Raw genomic sequence first — 17911 nt, 5'->3', positions numbered from 1 at the left:
CCTGCGTAGGGTAAGGCACAAAGCGTCATGACAAGTCAATGCCTTACGCCAGTTTGGCCCGTGCCGCCCCCGCTCTCATTAAACATGAGATATAGTCATTGATTAATGAAAATCGATCATATCTTGTCATGCTTTTGTCCGGCATTTTATATTTCTCCCCCCGGAAGCCCGCAGAAATCAGCGGTTCAGCAATGGGGAAGGAGGAAATAATATGAATGGAAGTGAGATAAAAGAGCAGCGCCACCTGACGGTGTCGCGCATATTGAGCAGCGTATCCGCCGTCGCCCTATTGGGGGGGCTTATCACCACCGGCGCGATCGCACAGGATCAGACCAAGAAAGACGAAAAAGCCAAGAAGGACGTCACCCAGCTTGAAGAGATCGTCACCGTCGGCACGCGCTCCCGCGGCCGGTCTGCGCTGGATTCCCCGGCGCCGATCGATGTCATCTCCGGCAGCGATTTCGAGAACCAGAGCAGCAACGACATGAGCACGCTCTTGCGTACGGTGGTGCCTTCCTACAATGTCAGCGCCCAGCCGATCAGTGACGCCTCGACCTTCGTACGCCCCGCCAGCCTGCGCGGGCTCGCAGCCGACCATACGCTGGTGCTCCTCAACGGCAAACGCCGCCACCGTTCGGCGGTTATCAATTTCTACACCGCCGGGGATTCGAACGGCGCGCAAGGACCGGATATCTCGGTTTTCCCGCCTGTCGCCCTCAAGCAGGTTGAAGTGCTGCGCGACGGCGCGGCCGCCCAGTATGGCTCCGATGCCATCGCCGGGGTGATGAACTTCAAACTCAAGGACGACAATTCGGGCGGCACGCTCGAAGCCAAATACGGCAGCACCTATGCCGGGGACGGGGACAATCTTCAGGTAGACGGCAACGTCGGCCTGCCTTTCACGTCGGAAGGCTTCGTGAACCTGAGCGCGTCCTATTCCAAGGCAAGCGCCACCGACCGCTCGGTCCAGCGCGCGGACGCCGCCGCCCTCACGGCAGCCGGTATCCCGGACGTGCCGAACCCGGCGCAGGTTTGGGGCTCGCCCAAGGTCGATTATGACATCAAGCTGATCGCCAACATGGGCGTGGACCTCAGCGACACCATGCATTTCTATGCCTTCGGCAACTTCGCCAAGAAGAAAGCTGAAAACGGGCTTTACTACCGCAACCCGAACAGCCGCGCCGGCGTTTACACCACAGGCTCCAACGCGCTTGTCGCCGATCTTGACGGTATCGGCACCGGCATCAGCTGCCCGAGCTTCGCCGCGGGCGACGCCGCTGGCCTCGCGCTTATCAGCGATAACTCGACCGCTGTCGGCGCCAACTGTTTCGCCTTCAACGAAATATTCCCAGGCGGTTTCACGCCGTCGCTGAGCGGTGTCGTCACCGATATGTCCGGCGTGGCCGGCCTGCGCGGTACCCTGGAATCGGGCATGACCTACGATGTCAGCTTCAGCGCCGGCACCAACAAGGCTGCCTTCACGGTCGATTCGATCAACGCCTCCTACGGTCCGAACACGCCGCGCATCATGCGGGCTGGCACCTTCCGCCAGTCGGAGCAGGACCTGAACGTCGACCTCACCTACCCGGTTCCGGTCGATGCCTTCTATGGCGACCTGATGCTGGCCGGTGGTTTCGAATGGCGCAACGAGACCTTCGAAGCCGACGCGGGCGACCCGGAATCCTACGATAGCGGCCCGCTGGCCGACCAGGGCTTCTCCGGAGGCTCGCAGGGTTATGTTGGCCTGTCTAACCAGGCCTCCGGCGTCTTCAGCCGTTCCAACATCGCCTTCTATCTGGATTCGGAAGCCGAGATCGCCCAGAACTTCCTGCTGACCGGCGCCGTGCGCTGGGAGCATTTCCAGGACTTTGGTGACACCGCCAACGTCAAATTCTCGGGCCGCTACGACCTGACCGACTGGATGACCCTGCGCGCCAGCTACTCCACCGGTTTCCGCGCGCCGACGCCGGGCCAGGCCAACATCGTCAACGTCAGCAGCGTGCTGCAGAACGGCGTGCTGGTGAACAGCGGCATCATCCCGCCGACCACCCCGCTCGCCGAACAGTTCGGCGGCAAGCCGCTGGGCCCGGAAAAGTCCAACAGCTACACAATCGGGACCGTGCTCAGGCTTGGCGGCATTGACCTGACGGTGGATTATTTCAACGTCAATGTGAATGACCGGATCACCGTCTCCAGCTTCTTCAGCATCACGTCCGAAGAGGCAGCGCTTCTGGAATCCCAGGGTATCTCCGGTGCGACGTCGTTTGCGAACTTCCGCTACTATACCAACGACTTTTCCACCAACACCAAAGGTATCGACGTTGTCGCCACCAAGTCCATCGACTGGGACGAAGGGGTCACCAACATCAGCCTGTCGGCGAACTGGACCAAGACCAAGGTCAAGCATTACACGCCTGGCCTTCTGGACAATATCCGCATCCGGACGCTTGAAGAAGGCATGCCCCATTACCGCGGCAACCTGACGGTTACCCACCATCAGGGCAAATGGCGCGGGCTGGCACGCTTGAACTATTACGGTAAATATTTCAACGGCCACCTGTCCTACTTCGAACTGACCCCGGGCGCGGAAATGACGGTTGATCTGGAAGTCGGCTATGACGTCACCGACCATGTCGGCATCGTCGTGGGCGCCAGCAACCTGTTCAACAACTATCCGGACCTGAACCCGTATGCCACCGGCTGGGGTGCCAAGTACCCTGAATTCTCGCCGATGGGCATCAATGGCGGCAGCTACTATGCCCGCCTCAGGTACACGTTCGACTGAACCTTGAGATAAGGGTGAAGCAGGTGTGAGGGCAGTTGTTTCACCCATCCGAGCGCCCCGGCCAGAAGAGCTTTCCGAGTGAAGTTCCGAGTACCCCTTAACCTTCTGGCCGGGGTTCTTCCTACCGATCCCCCAGGGTGCCTTCAAGCACTCACGGATGCCGGCATGCCGGACACGTAGCCCCTCCCCTATGAGCAGGGTTCGGCGTGTCGGTACTTCGGGGAAAGCACACAAACAAAAACGGCCCGCGCTGAGATAAAATCAGCGCGGGCCGTTTTGCATTCAAAAGCCGTCAGAGACCCGCCAGGACCTCCGTGACAGCCTTTTCAAGCGTGTCGACCATTTCGTCGATTTGGGCTTCGGTGATGATATAGGGCGGCGCCATGATGACATGATCGCCCCTCAGGCCATCGACCGTGCCCTGGTTCGGGTAACACATGAGGCCATGGGTCATCGCCGTCTTCTGAACCTTCTGCCAAAGCTGCGTGGCAGCCGGGAACGGCTCTTTCGTCTCCCGGTCCTGCACGAACTCCATCGCCTGCATGAGGCCGCGGCCGCGGATGTCCCCCACATGCGGGTTCTGCCCGAAGGTAGCCTCCAGCCGCGTGCGAAGGTACGCACCCTGCTTCGCCACGTTGGCAACCAGGTCCCGCTCGCGGATTTCACGCTGGACCGCCAAAGCCGCCGCGCAATTGAGCGGATGGTTCATATAGGTATGGCCGTTGGCGATATAGCCGCGCCCGCCCTTGATGACGTTGATGATGCGCTCGGAGATCAACAGCGCGCTCACCGGCTGGTAACCGCCGCCGAGGCCCTTCGCCAGCACCACAAGGTCCGGGATGACACCGTCCTGCTCGCAGGCATAGAGCGTGCCTGTCCGGCCCATGCCGCAGAAGACCTCATCGAGTATTAATAGCACATGATACTGGTCGCAGATTTCGCGGATACGCTTGAAATAAACACTGTCCGCCGCGACGCAGCCGTTGGTGGCACCGACGACCGGCTCAGCGATGAAGGCGGCGACATTGTCTTCGCCGAGCTCGAGGATTTTATGCTCAAGCTCATTGGCGACGCGCAGGCTGTAGGCTTCCGGCGTTTCATCCGGGCGGCGCTCGCGGTAGGCATAGTGCGGCGCAATCAGGTGCGTGGGGGAGAACATCGGCGCATAAAGCTGGCGGCGCTGCACATGACCGCCGACATTGAGCGTGCCGAGCGTCATGCCGTGGTAGCTCTGCCGCCGCGCGATGATCATGGTGCGCGATGCCTGGCCCCGGTCCACATGATACTGGCGGGCGATCTTCAAGGCACCTTCGACCTGCTCGGATCCACCACAGCCGAACGTGGCATAGTTCAGATCGCCGGGTGCGTCACGCACCAACACCTCAGCCAGTTCTTCCACCGGGTCGTTGGTATAGAAGACCGAGCTTGCGAAACACAGCTTGTCAGCCTGGTCCTTGATCGCGGCAACCACCCGCTCGTTGCTGTGGCCGAGGCAGGAAACCCCGGCGCCCGAGGAGCCATCCAGATACTTGTTGCCGTCGGCGTCATAGACATAGATGCCGTCGCCGCGGACAACCTTCCTATAGGTGTCATTCAGTGACCTGTGCGCAACAAAACTCATGCTGCAACCCTTTCCAAGACAAGAGCAATACCCTGACCACCGCCGATGCAGGCCGTGGCACAGCCATAGCGGCCGCCTTCCGCCTCCAGAATACGCATGAGAGTCCCGGCAAGGCGGATGCCGGTCGCCCCCAGGGGATGGCCGAGCGCGAGCGCGCCTCCCCGGCGGTTAATACGGTCCTCATCGATCCCCAGCGCCTTGGCAGCATAAAGCGGCACGGCTGAGAAGGCTTCATTGATTTCCCAGGCGTCGATATCGTCCACGCCAAGCCCGGCGAGCGCGAGCGCTTTCTCACACGCGGGCACAACGCCCTGGCCCATCAGCTCGGGCTTGGTGCCGCGGTCGACACAGGCGAGGATGCGGGCCCTTGGGGTGGCGCCGGTGCGCTTGACGGCCTCTTCCGACATCAGCGTCATGACGGCCGCGCCCGAGGTGAGCGGCGAGCTGTTACCCGCGGAGATAACACCGTCCTCCTTGAAGACGGAGCGGAGCGAGGCGAGCCTTTCCGGGTCGGTGTCCGGGCGGATGCAGGCATCCTTGGCAACGGCATCACCATCCGCCGTTTGCAGCGATATCCGTTCGCCGTCGAAGAAGCCATCGTCTTCAGCGGCCGATGCCTTCTGGTGGGAGGCACACGCGAACGCATCCATCGCCGCGCGGCTGATAGCACCTTTTTCGGCCAGCGCTTCGGCGGTCAGGCCCATATTCATCACCACGCGGGCATCATAGGCGTCCGCGGGCAGGTCCGGCACCGTAAGCGTGCCGGCCTCGAAAAGCGCCGGGCCCATGGGCACGCGGGTCATGTTTTCATAGCCGCCCGCCATCACGATATCCGCCGCCCCCGAGGCAACCGACAGCGCTGCACTCCTGATCGCGGCAAGGCCGGACCCGCACTGCTGTTCGATCGTGCGGCTGGCGCAGCTATCGGCGAGGCCAGACAGGAAAACAGGGTAACGGCCACCGAAATTCCACTGGTCATTCACCGGCAGCGCACAACCGATCGCCAATTCCTCAACGTCCGCGCCGTCATAGGGCGCGCGCTCGAGCGTATGGTCAATCAGCTGGGCCAGCAGGCTGTCCGCCCGCGTGCCTTCGAAGGCGTCGACGCCCGGCTTGCTGGGGTGCGCCCGCGTGAAGGCGGAGCGCGCATACTCAGTTACATAAACAGGTTTCATGATTGGCCTATGTCGCACCAGCGGCTGATGAACAGCGCGTAGGTTTTCAGGGTGTGGCGGATCGATTCGATGTCCACGCATTCGTCGACACCGTGGATGCGTTTCGCCACCGGCCCGTAACAGGTGCCCGCCGTCTTGTTATAGAAATGGAAGGCCCTAAGGTCGGTGGTGCAGGTGGCGTAAAAAAGCTCCGGCTCTGCGCCCAGAAGCGCGTGGTGGCAGCTCGACAGCATCTTGATGCCCGGGTCCTTGAGGTCGATCAGATGCCCTTCGGAGCGGAAACCGTGGAAGCGCAGCTTGGGCTTCTTGTCCTTGAAGGCAGGCAGGCGCGCGGACGCCGCTTCAATACAGTCGTTCACCTTCTGCATGATCTCATTCGCCGTCATGCCTGGGGGGAAGCCGATCCGGCCTTCCATTTCGGCGTAGGACGGCACGCTGGAGGCCCAGTTGCCACCGGCGATTTTGCCGATATTCAGGTTGAAGGGATGATCGAACCGGTCATAGGGCGGCGTGCGGTGTTTCTCATTCAGCTCGGCCTCAAGGTCCTCAAGGAACGGGATCAGGAGCTGGAGCTTCTGGATCGCATTATCGCCCGCGGAGGTATCGAGCACATGCACGGGCGTGCCCTCGATGCCGACCTTGAACCACAGAACCCCAACCTGACCGGCATAAAGCGACGGCCCGAACGGTTCCGGGATCAGGACGAAGTCGCCGTCATAGCCGCGTTCAAGGCAGGCGAGCGCGCCGTTGCCGGTGCATTCTTCCTCAACCACCGCCTGGATGGTCAGCGGCGATTTGATGTCCACCCCGGCTTCGGCGAGCGCGTGCACGGCATAGATCATCGCCGCCACGCCGGACTGCATGTCCCCCGCACCCCGGCCATAAAGCCAGCCGTCTTTCTCCCACGGCTCGTTGGGCGGACGCTGCCACATGCCTTCGGGGCTTGCGGGCACCACATCCAGGTGACCATTGAGCACCAGTGAGCGCCCTTTCGCCCCCGGATTGATCGGAGAGACGAGGTTATATTTCTTGTCGTAGCCCCATTCGACCGGCGCGAACAGCGGGTGGCCCCCGAGGCGCTTCTCATCGATGGGCACGCGGGTCACCGGCAGCTTGAGGTCGGCCATCTCCCGTTCGACCACATCCAGCACCCCGGCTTCCTGGTTGAGGACGCCATATTCGCTGACCATCGCCTTGGTGAAATCGATCACCCGCGGGAAGATCTGGTCGCAGGCATCGAGGATTTTCTGTTCAGTTTCCGAAATCATCTAGAAGCTCCCGATTGTGTCCGCCGGAATAAGCTCTGCGTCGGTTGCCTTGATGACCTCCTCTGGGGTGAGGCCTTCGGCAACTTCCCTGAGGACAAGCCCCTCCGGCGTGACGTCCATCACCGCCATGTCGGTGATGATACGCGAAACGCATTTTTCCGCCGTCAGTGGCAGCGTGCATTTCTTGAGGATTTTGGACTTGCCGTATTTATCCGTGTGGGTGCAGAGGATCAGGATAGTACCGGTCTTCTGCGCCAGCTCCATCGCCCCGCCGATGCCGGGCGAAAATTTGCCGGGGATCTTCCAGTTGGCGAGGTTGCCTTCCTGGTCGACCTCGAACGCGCCCATGACCGACATATCGAGCTTGGAGCGCCGGATCATCGCGAACGAAACCGCGCTGTCGAAAAAGGCGGCGCCCGGCCGCGTGGTGACATAGCTGCCACCGGCGTCGATCAGGTAGGGGTTGGCTTCCTTCTCGTTCGCCTTCCGCCCGGTGCCGAGGACACCATTTTCCGAATGGATCATCACGTCATGATCCAGCGGCAGATATTCCACCAGCATGGTCGGCAGGCCGATGCCGAGGTTGATAGTCTGGCCGTCCTGGATTTCCCGGGCAGCGCGCTTCAGGATTTTCTCAACGCTCATAGCGGCCCTCCATCAAACCATATTCCGGGCGGTCGGTATCCACCGCGACAACCGAGGTCACGAACGCGGACGGCGTGTGAACCGCCTCCGGCTGGATCGCACCGGGGGTCACAACATTGGACGTCTCCGCGATGACCGTATCCGCCGCCATCGCCATCAGCGGGCAGAAGTTCATCGCCGTCGCCTGATAGGTCAGGTTGCCGAAATGGTCCGCCGTGTGGGCATGGATGAGCGCGACGTCGGCATAAAGCGCCGGTTCGATCTTCACCTCGCGGCCCTGCCAGACGATCACATCCTTGGGGTCGGTGATTTCGCTATGGAGCCCGATGTCGGTCAGGAAGCCGAAGCTGCCCGCGCCCGTGGTGCGGATCTTCTCCGCCAGAATCCCCTGCGGGAAGAAGGCGACCTCAAGGCTGCCGTCATTCATCATGCCGACGACCTTCTTGTTGAGCCCGATATGGGTGGAGATCAGCTTCTTCACCTGGCCGTTTTCAATGAGGCGGCTGATGCCGATCGATTGCTCGTTCGCATCATTCTTGATCAGCGTGAGCCCGGTCTGGCCCTGACGGATCAGCTCCTCGATCAGGCAGAAGGGCGTCCCCGGCGAGCCGAAGCCGCCGACCATGATGGACGCACCATCCCTAATCTGGGCAATCGCTTCCTCAAGTGTCGCTTGCTTGTTCATTCTTTACTAAGTCTCCAAAGTCCGCCTATTCCGCGGCGGCAGATGAGTAGGTCCGTTTGGTCTCGATATCGCCTTCGCGGAACATGAATGTGTTGCTGAACGCATAGATGAGCGTGATGCACGGCACGATCAGCCCGAAAAAGGTGAAGGGCAGATAGTCAAGCGTGGCGACGCCGAGGACCGAGGTGTAATAAACCCCGCCCAGGCCCCAGGGGACGAGCGGCGACGTGGCCGTGGCCGAATCCTCGCTCACGCGTGAGCAGATCTGCGGCAACAGCTTCTGCGCCCGGTACACCGGCACCAGCATCCGCGCCGGGATAATCAGCGCCATGAACTGGCTGGCGGACAGAAGGTTGACCGCAAAGGACGACAGCACGTGGGTAAGCACCAGCCCGCCGGTCGTATGAACCAGAGGGCGGATTTTCTTGAGGATCACCTCCAGCATATGGGTCTTTTCCATCACCCCGCCCATGGAGAGCGCGATGAAGCCGAGCGAGACGGTCCACATCATATTCTGGAGCCCGCCGCCCGAGAGGATCTTGTCCACCTCCGGCACGCCCATCTGGGACTTGAAGCCGAAGTTCATGTAGGTCAGCATGTCATTGAGCGAATAGCCCTGGATGCCGACGGCGATGGCCATGCCCGCAAGCGAGGCGATGATCATGACCGCAAGCCCGCTCATCCGCTTCATGATCAGGTAAACCACCAGGAACGGCGGCAACAGCACGATGGGGTTGAGCGAGAATTTCCCGCTGATGCCACCCAGGATCGCCTGTACCTTGGTGTCATTCACGACAGCGGCGTGTCCCGCCGACAGCCCCATGATGAGATAAATGAGGAGCGCGAGCAGGATCGCCGGTACGGTGCTGTAGAGCATGCTTTTCACATGGTCGAACAGCTCCGCCTGCGCGACCGCGGACGCCAGGTTGGTGGAATCCGACAGGGGTGACATCTTGTCCCCGAAGATGGAGCCGGAGATGACCGCGCCCGCGGTATATTCGGGCGGAATGCCGAGCCCGAGGCCGATGCCCATGAAGCCGACGCCGAAGGTGGCTGCGGTGGTCCAGCTGCTGCCGGTCGAGAGCGAGCCGATCGAACAGATCAGGCAGGCGGAAAACAGGAAATAGTCCGGGTTCAGAAGCTTGATGCCATAATAGATGAGCGCGGGGATGGTGCCCGCCGCCGTCCAGCTGGCGATCAGCACCCCGACCATCATCAGGATCATCATCGGCAGCATGGCGATGTTGCAGCCGTAAAGGATGGCTTCCTGGACATCATGCCAGCGGTAGCCATACAGCATGGCGACGATGGACGCAAAGGCAGTGACGATGATCAGCGTGATCTGGGTCGAGCCCGTGTTGTCGAACACGAAAACCTGGACGGAAATGGCGACCAGCAGGAAGATGACGACGCTCAAGGCGCCCGCAAGCTTCATACCTCTCGGTTCATAATCGGCTGTCATCGGTCCTCCCAGCAAGATACGCGTTCATTTTCGCCCTCGCGGGCTAATCTACTCCCCAGTAGGCACGACCATACACTTGATGGCACTGACATAACAATATATGATGATTTTGTATCATTCGATGAGTAAAAATTATGGCTGAGCTGAACCTGTCCTCTTTGAAATCGCTGACCATCTTCAAGACCCTCTATGAAACCGGGTCGGCCACCAAGGCCGCCAAGGCGCTGGGTGTCACCCAGTCCGGCGTCAGCCGTTCCCTGGGCGTTCTGGAAGAAAATCTCGGCCTGTCGCTTTTCATCCGGGACAAGAACCGGCTGGTCGCCAAGCCCGAGGCGGAGGAGCTCTATAACGCCATCCTGAAGCTGATGTTCAACCTGGATGAGCTGAAGCACAGCATCCTGGCGCTGCGCGAATTCGGCGTCTCCCGCATCCGGGTCGCCGCCATCCCGGGGCTGGCGTTCGGCTTTGTGCCGCGCATCGTCGCGCGCATGCTGGCGATGAACCCCAAGCTGAATGTCTATTTCGACATCATGTCCACATCCGAAGTGGTGCGCTCGGTCGAGGCAGGCCAGTTCGACATCGGCTTCGTCACCATGCCGATCACCAGCGAGCAATTGCACCTGGAGCGGATCGCCAAAACCGAAGCCGTCTGCATCGTGCCCAAGGGCCATCCGCTCGCGAAGAAAAAGGCGGTCGACATTGAAGACCTGCGGCGCCAGCACCTGATTGTCGCCAACCAGCCGAACATCGCCGCCGACCAGGTACTGAAGCTGATCGACGATCATCAGATCGCGCTTTCAGGCAAAACCGAAGCCAACATCGGCAGCATCTGCGCGCTGGTGGAAAACGGTGTCGGCGTCAGCATCATGAACCCGATCACCGCGGCCGACAGTGTGGGCAGCGGAACCGTCACCCTGCCCTTCACCCCGAAGATCCATTATTCCTTCGCCATGGTTTACCAGAAGAAATGGCGCGGCAACCAAGCCGTCCAGCTGATCCGGGATATCCTGAAGGACACCACCAGCACCTGACCCGCCACTTAGTCTCTGCGTTGGCACAGCATCAATCGCTGTGGTCTTATTCTGGTGGACGGCGAATGGCACTGGGGTCGATACCGTCATAATCGGTATCAAGGCGGCGGCTTTCCAATGTATGAGGAAGGCGCAGTTTTTCCTCGCAGTAAGCAGAATACAGATCCAAAAGATCAATGCCGATCTTGCGGCGCACTGCGGCAACCGTTTCCCCCAGCATGGTTTCGATCGGGATCAGGTGAATGTCCTGAACCTTGTGCTTGCGCCCGCGCCCAAAGCCGAGTTCAAAAGCGATTTCATGATCAGACTCCAGCCGATAAGGCGCGGGATACAGGTGCCTGGCAATCCATAGGAACAGGCGCCGATGCCATGGCCGTGCCGAGCGGGCGGCGCCCATGGTGAACCCTATGACAAAGGCTTCATCCTGATTATTGAGGCCCCGGCCAAGAAGCACATGCAGGGCGTCGTGGCGCTCCAGCGAAATTTGGCCGGGAAAGGCCAGCGGCGACCGCGGGTTTTCAATCAGGCGTACCAGCCAATGGATGGCCTCGGGCCCGACCCCAGGCAGCGTTTCAAGCACCTCGCCCAAGGTACGCTCACCATGATCCAGACCCGGATTCCACTCGCAAGCTTCCAGAAAATCCCGGCGATGAAGCGGCATGGTTAACGGCCCGGGCCTGGCTGGACCGGCTGCTCGCCAGCAACTTCACCAGCGTTATGGGTCACCCAACTCATGGGGTGCGACAAGTCAAAGCTGGTGACATGCTGCAGATAGTGGGGGTCGAAGGCCTGCTTCCGGATTTCCTGTACCGCGCTTGCGAATTCCGCGGTCGACTTGACCGACGGGGAAACCGCATGATCCGACGGCCCGAACTTGCGGTCGACGACAATCTTGGCGCCGCGGGGTGCCTCCGGGTTGCGGTCATCAGTGTAATATTGCGACAGCGCGATCAGACGGGTCCCAAGATAGACCGCCTCCTCCAGATCATGGGTCACGAAGAAGAAGGTCATCTTCGTTTCCTCCCAGAGCTCAAGCAGGAACATTTGCAGGCTTTCACGTGTCCCCGGGTCAAGTGCCGAGAAGGGCTCGTCCATGCACAGGATACGGGATTTTTGGATCAGCGCCTGGGCGATGGCGACACGCTGGCGCTGGCCACCAGACAGTTGCGCCGGGAATTTCTGCGCATGGTCAGCCATCGAAACCTTCTCGAGATAGTGCATACCTTCCTCGAGAATAGTCTTCTTGCGGCTATGCCACTGCCAGGGTTGAAGGGCGAGCCGACGGCTGAGCGTGACATTCTCGATAGACGTCAGGTGCGGGAACAAAGAATAGTTCTGATACACCACCCCGCGTTCAGGTGTCGGCGGACCCAAAGGTTCACCTTCCATCAGGATACTGCCACCGCACGGTGCCTCCTGGCCGATCACGAGACGCAGGAGTGTGGACTTACCGCAGCCTGACGGCCCTACAAGGGTGACGAACTCTCCAGAGGCAACGGAAAGGTCAATATCGTCGAGAATGGTTTTGGAACCATAACGTTTATAGACATCCTCGATATGAAGAAGGCTGGACTTACGCAGGCCGTCACGGATTTGTTCACCGTTCATCGAACTACTCCTTACCTGTCCGGTACCAGGGATAAAGCCGGGCGACCGCCAAGCGTAACAGCCAGTCCAGCAGGAAGCCGAGCAGCGTAATCCAAAGCACATAGGGAATGATGACATCCATGGCGAGATAACGCCGGACAAGTCCGATGCGGTAGCCAAGGCCTTCTGTCGCCGAGATCATCTCGGCCGCGATCAGAAACAGCCAGGCGCCACCCAGGGTCAGGCGTGTGGTCTCAATGAGACGCGGCATGATCTGGGGCAGCACGATACGGTAGGTAACAGCAAGGTCGCTGGCCCCCAGCGTCAGCGCCTTGGTGATCTGCTCCTTCGGTAGCTGCAACACATAAAGATGCAAGTCCCGCGAGATCACGAAGACCGTACCGATGAAGATCAGCATCACCTTGGCGGTTTCGCCAACCCCGAAGGCGATAAACAGGATCGGCAGAAGCGTCAGCGGCGGAATGATAGACAGGAAGGTCAGGAACGACCGCGACATGGCCCTTAGGCCCGGGAAGATGGCGGTATTGAGCCCAACCATGAGCCCGACAAGCGCCCCTGCGCCAACCCCTATAAAGAGGCGGCGCAGGCTCGCGAATGTATCGGACCACAGAAGCAGATCACCGGAGCGCCGGTCAGGCTTTGTCGCCATCCGCACAATGGCATCCGCCATGTGCGAGAAGGACGGCAGCACCTTGTCATTCGGATTGATGGCAAGCCGGGCATCGCTCGCGATCATGTAAACGATGATCAGGAGGAGGAAAGGCAGACTGGCCAGGAAGAAGCCAAACCACCCTCCCGGTTTTGCATGTAATCCAAATAACTTTGGCGTTTTCAACGTTTGTCTCCGGTGTTGCGTTTCAGGCTCAGAGTTTACCTTCGGCGGCCATCTGCATGAAGCTGTCGTCGAAACGCAGTTTCACGTTGCCGGCATTGCCGAGCACGTGCCCGTCCGGGAAGGCGATGCCGATGAAGTCAGGCGAATCCGCCCCGTCCCCGAACAGACCATGGTCGAACGAGAATTTGCGAACATAGTCCATGGTTTTGACAAGGTTGTCCGAGCGTGCGAATGCCGCGGCTTCCCCGGCATCGTAGAACATGCGCGTGGTTTTGAGCTGGGCATTGAATTCGGCCACGGTACCGCCCGCGGTTTCAGCCATATGGGTGATGGCACCCCGGTCACCCGCCGCCATCGCAGCCATGGCTTCATACCAGGCGCCGGTCACGGCCTTCTTGCAGTTGTCGCTGACATTCGTGCGCACCATGATGGTGTCGACAATTTCGCCCGGAATCTTCGAGCTGTCGAAAACCATGTGGATGCCGGGAACATTGCGGCCGGCCTGCAGGATCGGGTTCCAGGTCACGAAGGCATCGCCGGGAGTCGATGTGCTGATCAGGCCACCGAGATCAGCATCCGATGTGTTGACCACTTTCACGTCGCGTTCAGACATGCCGCTCTTCTCAAGCGCGCGGGCCAGCAGATAATGGCTGACCGACAGCTCTACCAGCTTGACGTCCTTGCCCTTGAGGTCCTTGACGCCGACGCCGTCCTTGCTGTTGATCAGGATGCCGTCGTTGCCGTTCGAAAAGTCGCCGATTACCAGCGCGGTGGTGTCCACACCACCAACCGCCGGAATGGTCAGGCCGTCCATATTCGTGACGGTAACGCCGTCAAAACCGCCCGCCGTATATTGGTTGACGCTTTCGATATAGTCACCGATCAACGTGAAGGAGAGGTCGACACCATATTTGGCGCCCCACTTCTTGGCCAAGCCCTTGTCCTCAATATACCCGGCGGGTTCCCATCCGGTATAGTGCGACCAGGCAATGGCGCAACGCTCGGCTGCACTTGCCGCCTGTGTGGTCATTGGAGACACCGCCAGTATGGTGGTGCCGAGCATAAGTCCCAGGATTTTCTTCATCGTATGATCTCCCACGATCGTGTTGAAAGATATCCGCTTTGAAGCGGCGGTTATTGTTGTCCGTCAAGGTTGGTGACACTGTCGGCAGCGCCCTTGCCACGCTCCATTTTCGCGATGGCCTCGGATGCCTTCGCATTCATGGTATTGAGCTCGACAATCTGAGACGCCATCATCGGCAGGGCTTCCTGGCGATACCGGGCGATCTCATCAAGCGCTTGCTCGATATCGTCGAAAGCCGACTTGAGCGCGTTCATGTCCAGCATGGCCGAGCTAGCCTGTTTCTGGATTTCCACACCCTGGGTCCTGAGCTGGCGCGCAGTGCCCGAAATAAGGTTTGACGTGGTGGTGTTGAGGGCGGTGATACGGTCAAGCACCAGTTTCTGATTATTGAGGGCCAGCGCGACTGTCACAGCCACCGATAGGGCACTGACCGTCACATTGAGAGCGCGGTCCACACCGCGGATAAGCTCGCGGTTGTTGCGGATGATCACTTCCATCGCCAGCACAGCCTGCTGGTTAACCGCCACCTGCTGTTGCAGGTCCATAATGCGCTGACGGAGCGGGAACAGGAGCTCTTCCTGAATGAACACCGAGCGTTCGGCATCGGTACCGGCAATGCTGGTGGCAGCGGCTTCAAGCTTTGCGTCAATCAGCTGTCCCAGTTGGACCTGCTTTGCGAGCTGGATGCTGAGTTCGCGCATTCGGCTCTGTTCATGGCTCAGAGTGATATTGTCGCGCTCAAGCTTGTTCTTGCCTTCCTCGAGACTGGTGGTGATCTGGTCAAGAATGCCCTGGCTCGTTTCGAAACGCAGGAAATAGCGCTCAAGCTTGTTTCCGACGAGCGGCAGCCATGAAAAGGCGCGGGCCAGGCTCGAAACCGAGAAATCCATGTGGGTGGGGTTGAGGTCATCCACCTGGGTCTTGAGGTCGATAAGGGCATTGGCGACAGGCCCGCCGTCGGACCCCGCCTGCGACAGGTTGCGGATCGGTTCCTGCAAAAGCCGGTTTTGGTTGGCTGACTGGCGCTGCAGTTCGAGACCCATGGTATCAACCTCGGCGCGCTGCTTAGCCCGGGCCATACCGTCCAGGTCCGTGGTCAGCACCATATCTACGAACCGGTCCGCTGCCCCTGCCAGGGCAGGGTCTACATCCGGTGCCGTTTTCTTGCCAGGCACCTGTTCATAAGGAACCAACTCGCCTTTCATCTCAGCAACCGGCGGCAGCGACAAGCTGAGGCTGCTCTCGGATTTTACCATCGTCTTGGTTTGCGTGTCCGTCATGGTTCACTTTCCTTCATAATCCGCTGCACGCGCAGCCAGCAGTTCAAGTTCTTTCATTGCAAGGTCGGCGTCGCGCACCGCACCAACTTTCTTGGTCTGTATTCCCGCAACCTTGAGCGCGGTTTCATCAAGCAGAGTCAGGGCCCGCTCATTATGGGCAAGGAGTTTGTCGACATCGACGAATGCACTTGTGCGCAGACCGAGCCGCACCTCGAGGGACTGGATCTCATCGGCATCAACGCCCTTTTTCTTGAGGTCCGTAATCCGCTGACTGAGGCTTTCAGGGTCGATGGACTGCACGCTCGCCAGTTTGGCGGTTGCCAGTTCCAGGTTTTCGAGAATGGCAAAATAGACGGTCTGCGCGACGCCGGCATAGCGGCCGTAGGTCAGTTCGCCGGTATCGAACTTGCGCCCGAGCGCATCAATGAATTCGCCATATTTCGCTTCCGCAAGGCTGAGCTGTTCCTGACCGCGGGAAAAGTCATGACGGCGGCATTCGGCGGCGAGTTCGGTTGGCCGGTTCTTGAGCCGCGCCACCATGGCGTCATGTAGTTCTTTCATGTGACGACGTGCCAACGTGTCGTAGCGAAGATAATAGCTGGTGATGAAATTGCCGGCGCCGAGGGCCAACCCTCCCGCCCCGGCTGCCATGATCGCCGGCAGGCCGAACAAGCCACCTGCGACAAGGCCAAGGACGCCGAGCGCCATCGGATACAGGGTGATCGGATGGTTGACGCTGCTTGTGCGCACACTTTGCCGGATGGCCGTCCGAGAATAGAGCTGGAGATTCTGGCCTTCGCTCATCAAAAGGCCTCCGACACCAACTGGATTTCCACCCGTGGCAGGCGCGCCCGGTAAGCGCGGGTCGATTCTCCAGGGCGACGTGGCAGCGGCCGGTCCCCGCCGAAACCAACCGCGCGCATCCGGTCGGTATCAAAATTGTAGGTGATGTTTAGATATCGCTTCACCGCCTCCGCGCGTTCCTGCGACAGGGTATGGTTGATCTGGGCGTCCCCGCGGGCACTGGTATGGCCCTGGATCACGAAGCGAAAATTGGGATAGGTTTTTAGAACGTTGGCGATTTCATCGACCTGTTCCTTACCTGTCCGGGTCAGGACAGCGGTTCCGCTTTCGAACTGGATCGGCCGGACCTTCAGGTTACCGACATCCTGAAGCTTGTCCCAGGCTGCGGCTGAAAGTGGCGGGAAATCCTGCGTGCCGGCTTCCGGCGTAGTGGACCCAATAGAAGGGCTACCCGTGAAACCGGCGCGGATACCATGATTGAACAGGTTGCTGACCTCCCGCGAACTGATGATGCGGCGGGGGTCCCCCTCCGGTAGCGGGTTTGTGGTGAAATCTCCAACGTCGCGCTGGATATCCAGCGTCCTGTCAATGGCTTCATACAGGCCATTCTGGACCGGACGACCGGCCAGGCGCACCCCACCCATCCATTCCGCGGCATTTTCGTTGAGCGAAATCCACTTAATGCCCGCACGCAGTATCTCGGCCTGTTTGACCGATACCCCGCCATAGGTGGCTAGCTGCGCGTCGAATTCGTCAGGGTGGTCTCGATAATGTTTCAGGGTACGGAAATAGTTGGCCAGCAGGGTCTCTGTCCGCTCCGGCGTATCAGTCTCAACCTGGTGGCCAGCGATCAGCACATCGACGATCAGCCGATCAGTTTGCTCCGTGCCGAGAATCTTGACGATCCCAGGTTCCGCCAGCGCCTTCGAAACATCGGGCTCCCACAGGACAGCGACATCGGCCTTGTGATCCAGAAGCGCCTTCAAAGCCGCCGCGGAACCGTCCGTCTCCACCCGCCAGGACCCCTTCCGGTCCTTGACCGCGTCGATGTCGAAATGCACGCTCGCCACTTTCAGCAAGTGGTCGCTGGGGGAATCGGGCGTGAAGGCGACTTTGACATCCGGCTTGCTCTTGAAGTCGCTCATGTTCTTGATGACACTGGCGCGGGCGACGATGGCATCGGCCCCCTTGCTTTCGTCGAGGACGGAAACGATCACACCCGGATAGCGGTGCGGCGCCCCCATCAGCAGATAGGCATCGACCGTACCAACCGCATAGTCGAGTTTGCCCGCGGCGAGACGAGCAAAACGGTCGTTATAGTCGGCCTTGTCCTCCACACATTCGAGCCTGTAACCGTCCGACAGCATCAGACTTTTCATCATGGGCGAACAGAGCGGGAAATAGCCGGTGAAATTGTCCACACCGACACGGATCACGCCTTTTGACTGGGCGGCGTCACTTGACGCCACCTGCTCGTCTTCGGCCTGTTTCTCGGAAAAGAGAAAATAGCCCACGATCAGGGTAAGTCCGAGAATAAGCAGGGCAAGTGCCCCTTTAGCCGTTCTGGTCATAGTCGCCTGGTCCTGAATATGCTGCTTTCGGTTCCGTCTTGTGGCGGGAGTGCGAAC

15 protein-coding genes are annotated in these 17911 nt (G+C 59.9%); 2 read left to right on the top strand and 13 right to left on the bottom strand.

The window, feature by feature from the left end:
- The first annotated feature begins 211 nt into the window (after positions 1-211).
- A complete protein-coding gene (locus K6118_RS13355; protein WP_247120882.1) occupies positions 212-2785 on the top strand; it encodes a TonB-dependent receptor plug domain-containing protein in 2574 nt (857 codons plus the stop codon).
- A 292-nt stretch (positions 2786-3077) separates the two neighbouring features.
- Here K6118_RS13355 and K6118_RS13350 read toward each other — a convergent pair whose 3' ends face one another.
- The 6 genes from K6118_RS13350 to nhaC are packed head-to-tail and all read right to left on the bottom strand — an operon-like array spanning position 3078 to position 9641.
- Positions 3078-4406, bottom strand: a complete 1329-nt coding sequence (locus tag K6118_RS13350; RefSeq protein WP_247120881.1) for an aspartate aminotransferase family protein — start codon at positions 4404-4406, stop codon at positions 3078-3080.
- Positions 4403-5581 carry an acetyl-CoA C-acyltransferase gene (locus K6118_RS13345; RefSeq protein WP_247120880.1) on the bottom strand — a complete coding sequence of 393 codons (1179 nt, stop codon included), beginning with the start codon at positions 5579-5581 and terminating at the stop codon, positions 4403-4405. Before K6118_RS13345 ends, K6118_RS13350 begins: the two co-directional genes overlap by 4 nt.
- A complete protein-coding gene (locus tag K6118_RS13340) occupies positions 5578-6849 on the bottom strand; it encodes an ArgE/DapE family deacylase (protein ID WP_247120879.1) in 1272 nt (423 codons plus the stop codon). Before K6118_RS13340 ends, K6118_RS13345 begins: the two co-directional genes overlap by 4 nt.
- A complete protein-coding gene (locus K6118_RS13335; RefSeq protein WP_247120878.1) occupies positions 6850-7494 on the bottom strand; it encodes a 3-oxoacid CoA-transferase subunit B in 645 nt (214 codons plus the stop codon). It abuts the gene before it with no gap.
- Positions 7484-8179 (bottom strand): CoA transferase subunit A, encoded by a 696-nt coding sequence (locus tag K6118_RS13330; protein WP_247120876.1) that lies wholly within the window; start codon positions 8177-8179, stop codon positions 7484-7486. Before K6118_RS13330 ends, K6118_RS13335 begins: the two co-directional genes overlap by 11 nt.
- 25 nt (positions 8180-8204) lie before the next feature.
- Positions 8205-9641, bottom strand: coding sequence for a Na+/H+ antiporter NhaC (gene nhaC, locus K6118_RS13325; RefSeq protein WP_247120875.1), 1437 nt, complete (start codon positions 9639-9641; stop codon positions 8205-8207).
- Positions 9642-9775: 134 nt separating this feature from the next.
- Between nhaC and K6118_RS13320 the strand changes: the two genes are divergently transcribed.
- A complete protein-coding gene (locus tag K6118_RS13320) occupies positions 9776-10672 on the top strand; it encodes a LysR family transcriptional regulator (protein ID WP_247120874.1) in 897 nt (298 codons plus the stop codon).
- Between the two features lie 46 nt (positions 10673-10718).
- On the opposite strand, the gene K6118_RS13315 is transcribed toward K6118_RS13320, so the two are convergent.
- The 7 genes from K6118_RS13315 to K6118_RS13285 form a co-directional block, all read right to left on the bottom strand.
- Positions 10719-11333, bottom strand: coding sequence for a hypothetical protein (locus tag K6118_RS13315; RefSeq protein ID WP_247120873.1), 615 nt, complete (start codon positions 11331-11333; stop codon positions 10719-10721).
- A 2-nt stretch (positions 11334-11335) separates the two neighbouring features.
- Positions 11336-12280 carry an ABC transporter ATP-binding protein gene (locus K6118_RS13310; protein ID WP_247120871.1) on the bottom strand — a complete coding sequence of 315 codons (945 nt, stop codon included), beginning with the start codon at positions 12278-12280 and terminating at the stop codon, positions 11336-11338.
- Between the two features lie 4 nt (positions 12281-12284).
- The gene (locus K6118_RS13305) at positions 12285-13016 is read right to left on the bottom strand and encodes an ABC transporter permease (protein WP_247120870.1); all 732 of its coding nucleotides are present in this window, start codon (positions 13014-13016) and stop codon (positions 12285-12287) included.
- Between the two features lie 127 nt (positions 13017-13143).
- Positions 13144-14199 (bottom strand): putative urea ABC transporter substrate-binding protein, encoded by a 1056-nt coding sequence (locus K6118_RS13300; RefSeq protein WP_247120868.1) that lies wholly within the window; start codon positions 14197-14199, stop codon positions 13144-13146.
- Positions 14200-14249: 50 nt separating this feature from the next.
- Positions 14250-15479 carry a toxic anion resistance protein gene (locus K6118_RS13295; RefSeq protein WP_247120867.1) on the bottom strand — a complete coding sequence of 410 codons (1230 nt, stop codon included), beginning with the start codon at positions 15477-15479 and terminating at the stop codon, positions 14250-14252.
- 3 nt (positions 15480-15482) lie between these two features.
- Entirely contained in the window at positions 15483-16283 is an 801-nt protein-coding gene (locus K6118_RS13290) for a hypothetical protein (RefSeq protein ID WP_247120866.1), read from the bottom strand.
- Positions 16283-17854 (bottom strand): phosphate ABC transporter substrate-binding/OmpA family protein, encoded by a 1572-nt coding sequence (locus K6118_RS13285; RefSeq protein ID WP_247120865.1) that lies wholly within the window; start codon positions 17852-17854, stop codon positions 16283-16285. Before K6118_RS13285 ends, K6118_RS13290 begins: the two co-directional genes overlap by 1 nt.
- Positions 17855-17911: the final 57 nt, after the last annotated feature.

The sequence above is a fragment of the Kordiimonas marina genome (assembly GCF_023006325.1).
In the GTDB taxonomy this organism is placed as follows: domain Bacteria; phylum Pseudomonadota; class Alphaproteobacteria; order Sphingomonadales; family Kordiimonadaceae; genus Kordiimonas; species Kordiimonas marina.
Note: the sequence above shows the minus strand (reverse complement) of the source record. Positions and strands in the feature narration are given on the sequence as shown.

Excerpts from the sequence above, each read along its gene's own strand:
- K6118_RS13355 (WP_247120882.1), top strand. The coding sequence starts at position 212 with ATGAATGGAAGTGAGATAAAAGAGCAGCGCCACCTGACGGTGTCGCGC.
- K6118_RS13350 (WP_247120881.1), bottom strand. The coding sequence starts at position 4,406 with ATGAGTTTTGTTGCGCACAGGTCACTGAATGACACCTATAGGAAGGTT.
- K6118_RS13345 (WP_247120880.1), bottom strand. The coding sequence starts at position 5,581 with ATGAAACCTGTTTATGTAACTGAGTATGCGCGCTCCGCCTTCACGCGG.
- K6118_RS13340 (WP_247120879.1), bottom strand. The coding sequence starts at position 6,849 with ATGATTTCGGAAACTGAACAGAAAATCCTCGATGCCTGCGACCAGATC.
- K6118_RS13335 (WP_247120878.1), bottom strand. The coding sequence starts at position 7,494 with ATGAGCGTTGAGAAAATCCTGAAGCGCGCTGCCCGGGAAATCCAGGAC.
- K6118_RS13330 (WP_247120876.1), bottom strand. The coding sequence starts at position 8,179 with ATGAACAAGCAAGCGACACTTGAGGAAGCGATTGCCCAGATTAGGGAT.
- nhaC (WP_247120875.1), bottom strand. The coding sequence starts at position 9,641 with ATGACAGCCGATTATGAACCGAGAGGTATGAAGCTTGCGGGCGCCTTG.
- K6118_RS13320 (WP_247120874.1), top strand. The coding sequence starts at position 9,776 with ATGGCTGAGCTGAACCTGTCCTCTTTGAAATCGCTGACCATCTTCAAG.
- K6118_RS13315 (WP_247120873.1), bottom strand. The coding sequence starts at position 11,333 with ATGCCGCTTCATCGCCGGGATTTTCTGGAAGCTTGCGAGTGGAATCCG.
- K6118_RS13310 (WP_247120871.1), bottom strand. The coding sequence starts at position 12,280 with ATGAACGGTGAACAAATCCGTGACGGCCTGCGTAAGTCCAGCCTTCTT.
- K6118_RS13305 (WP_247120870.1), bottom strand. The coding sequence starts at position 13,016 with ATGATCGCGAGCGATGCCCGGCTTGCCATCAATCCGAATGACAAGGTG.
- K6118_RS13300 (WP_247120868.1), bottom strand. The coding sequence starts at position 14,199 with ATGAAGAAAATCCTGGGACTTATGCTCGGCACCACCATACTGGCGGTG.
- K6118_RS13295 (WP_247120867.1), bottom strand. The coding sequence starts at position 15,479 with ATGACGGACACGCAAACCAAGACGATGGTAAAATCCGAGAGCAGCCTC.
- K6118_RS13290 (WP_247120866.1), bottom strand. The coding sequence starts at position 16,283 with ATGAGCGAAGGCCAGAATCTCCAGCTCTATTCTCGGACGGCCATCCGG.
- K6118_RS13285 (WP_247120865.1), bottom strand. The coding sequence starts at position 17,854 with ATGACCAGAACGGCTAAAGGGGCACTTGCCCTGCTTATTCTCGGACTT.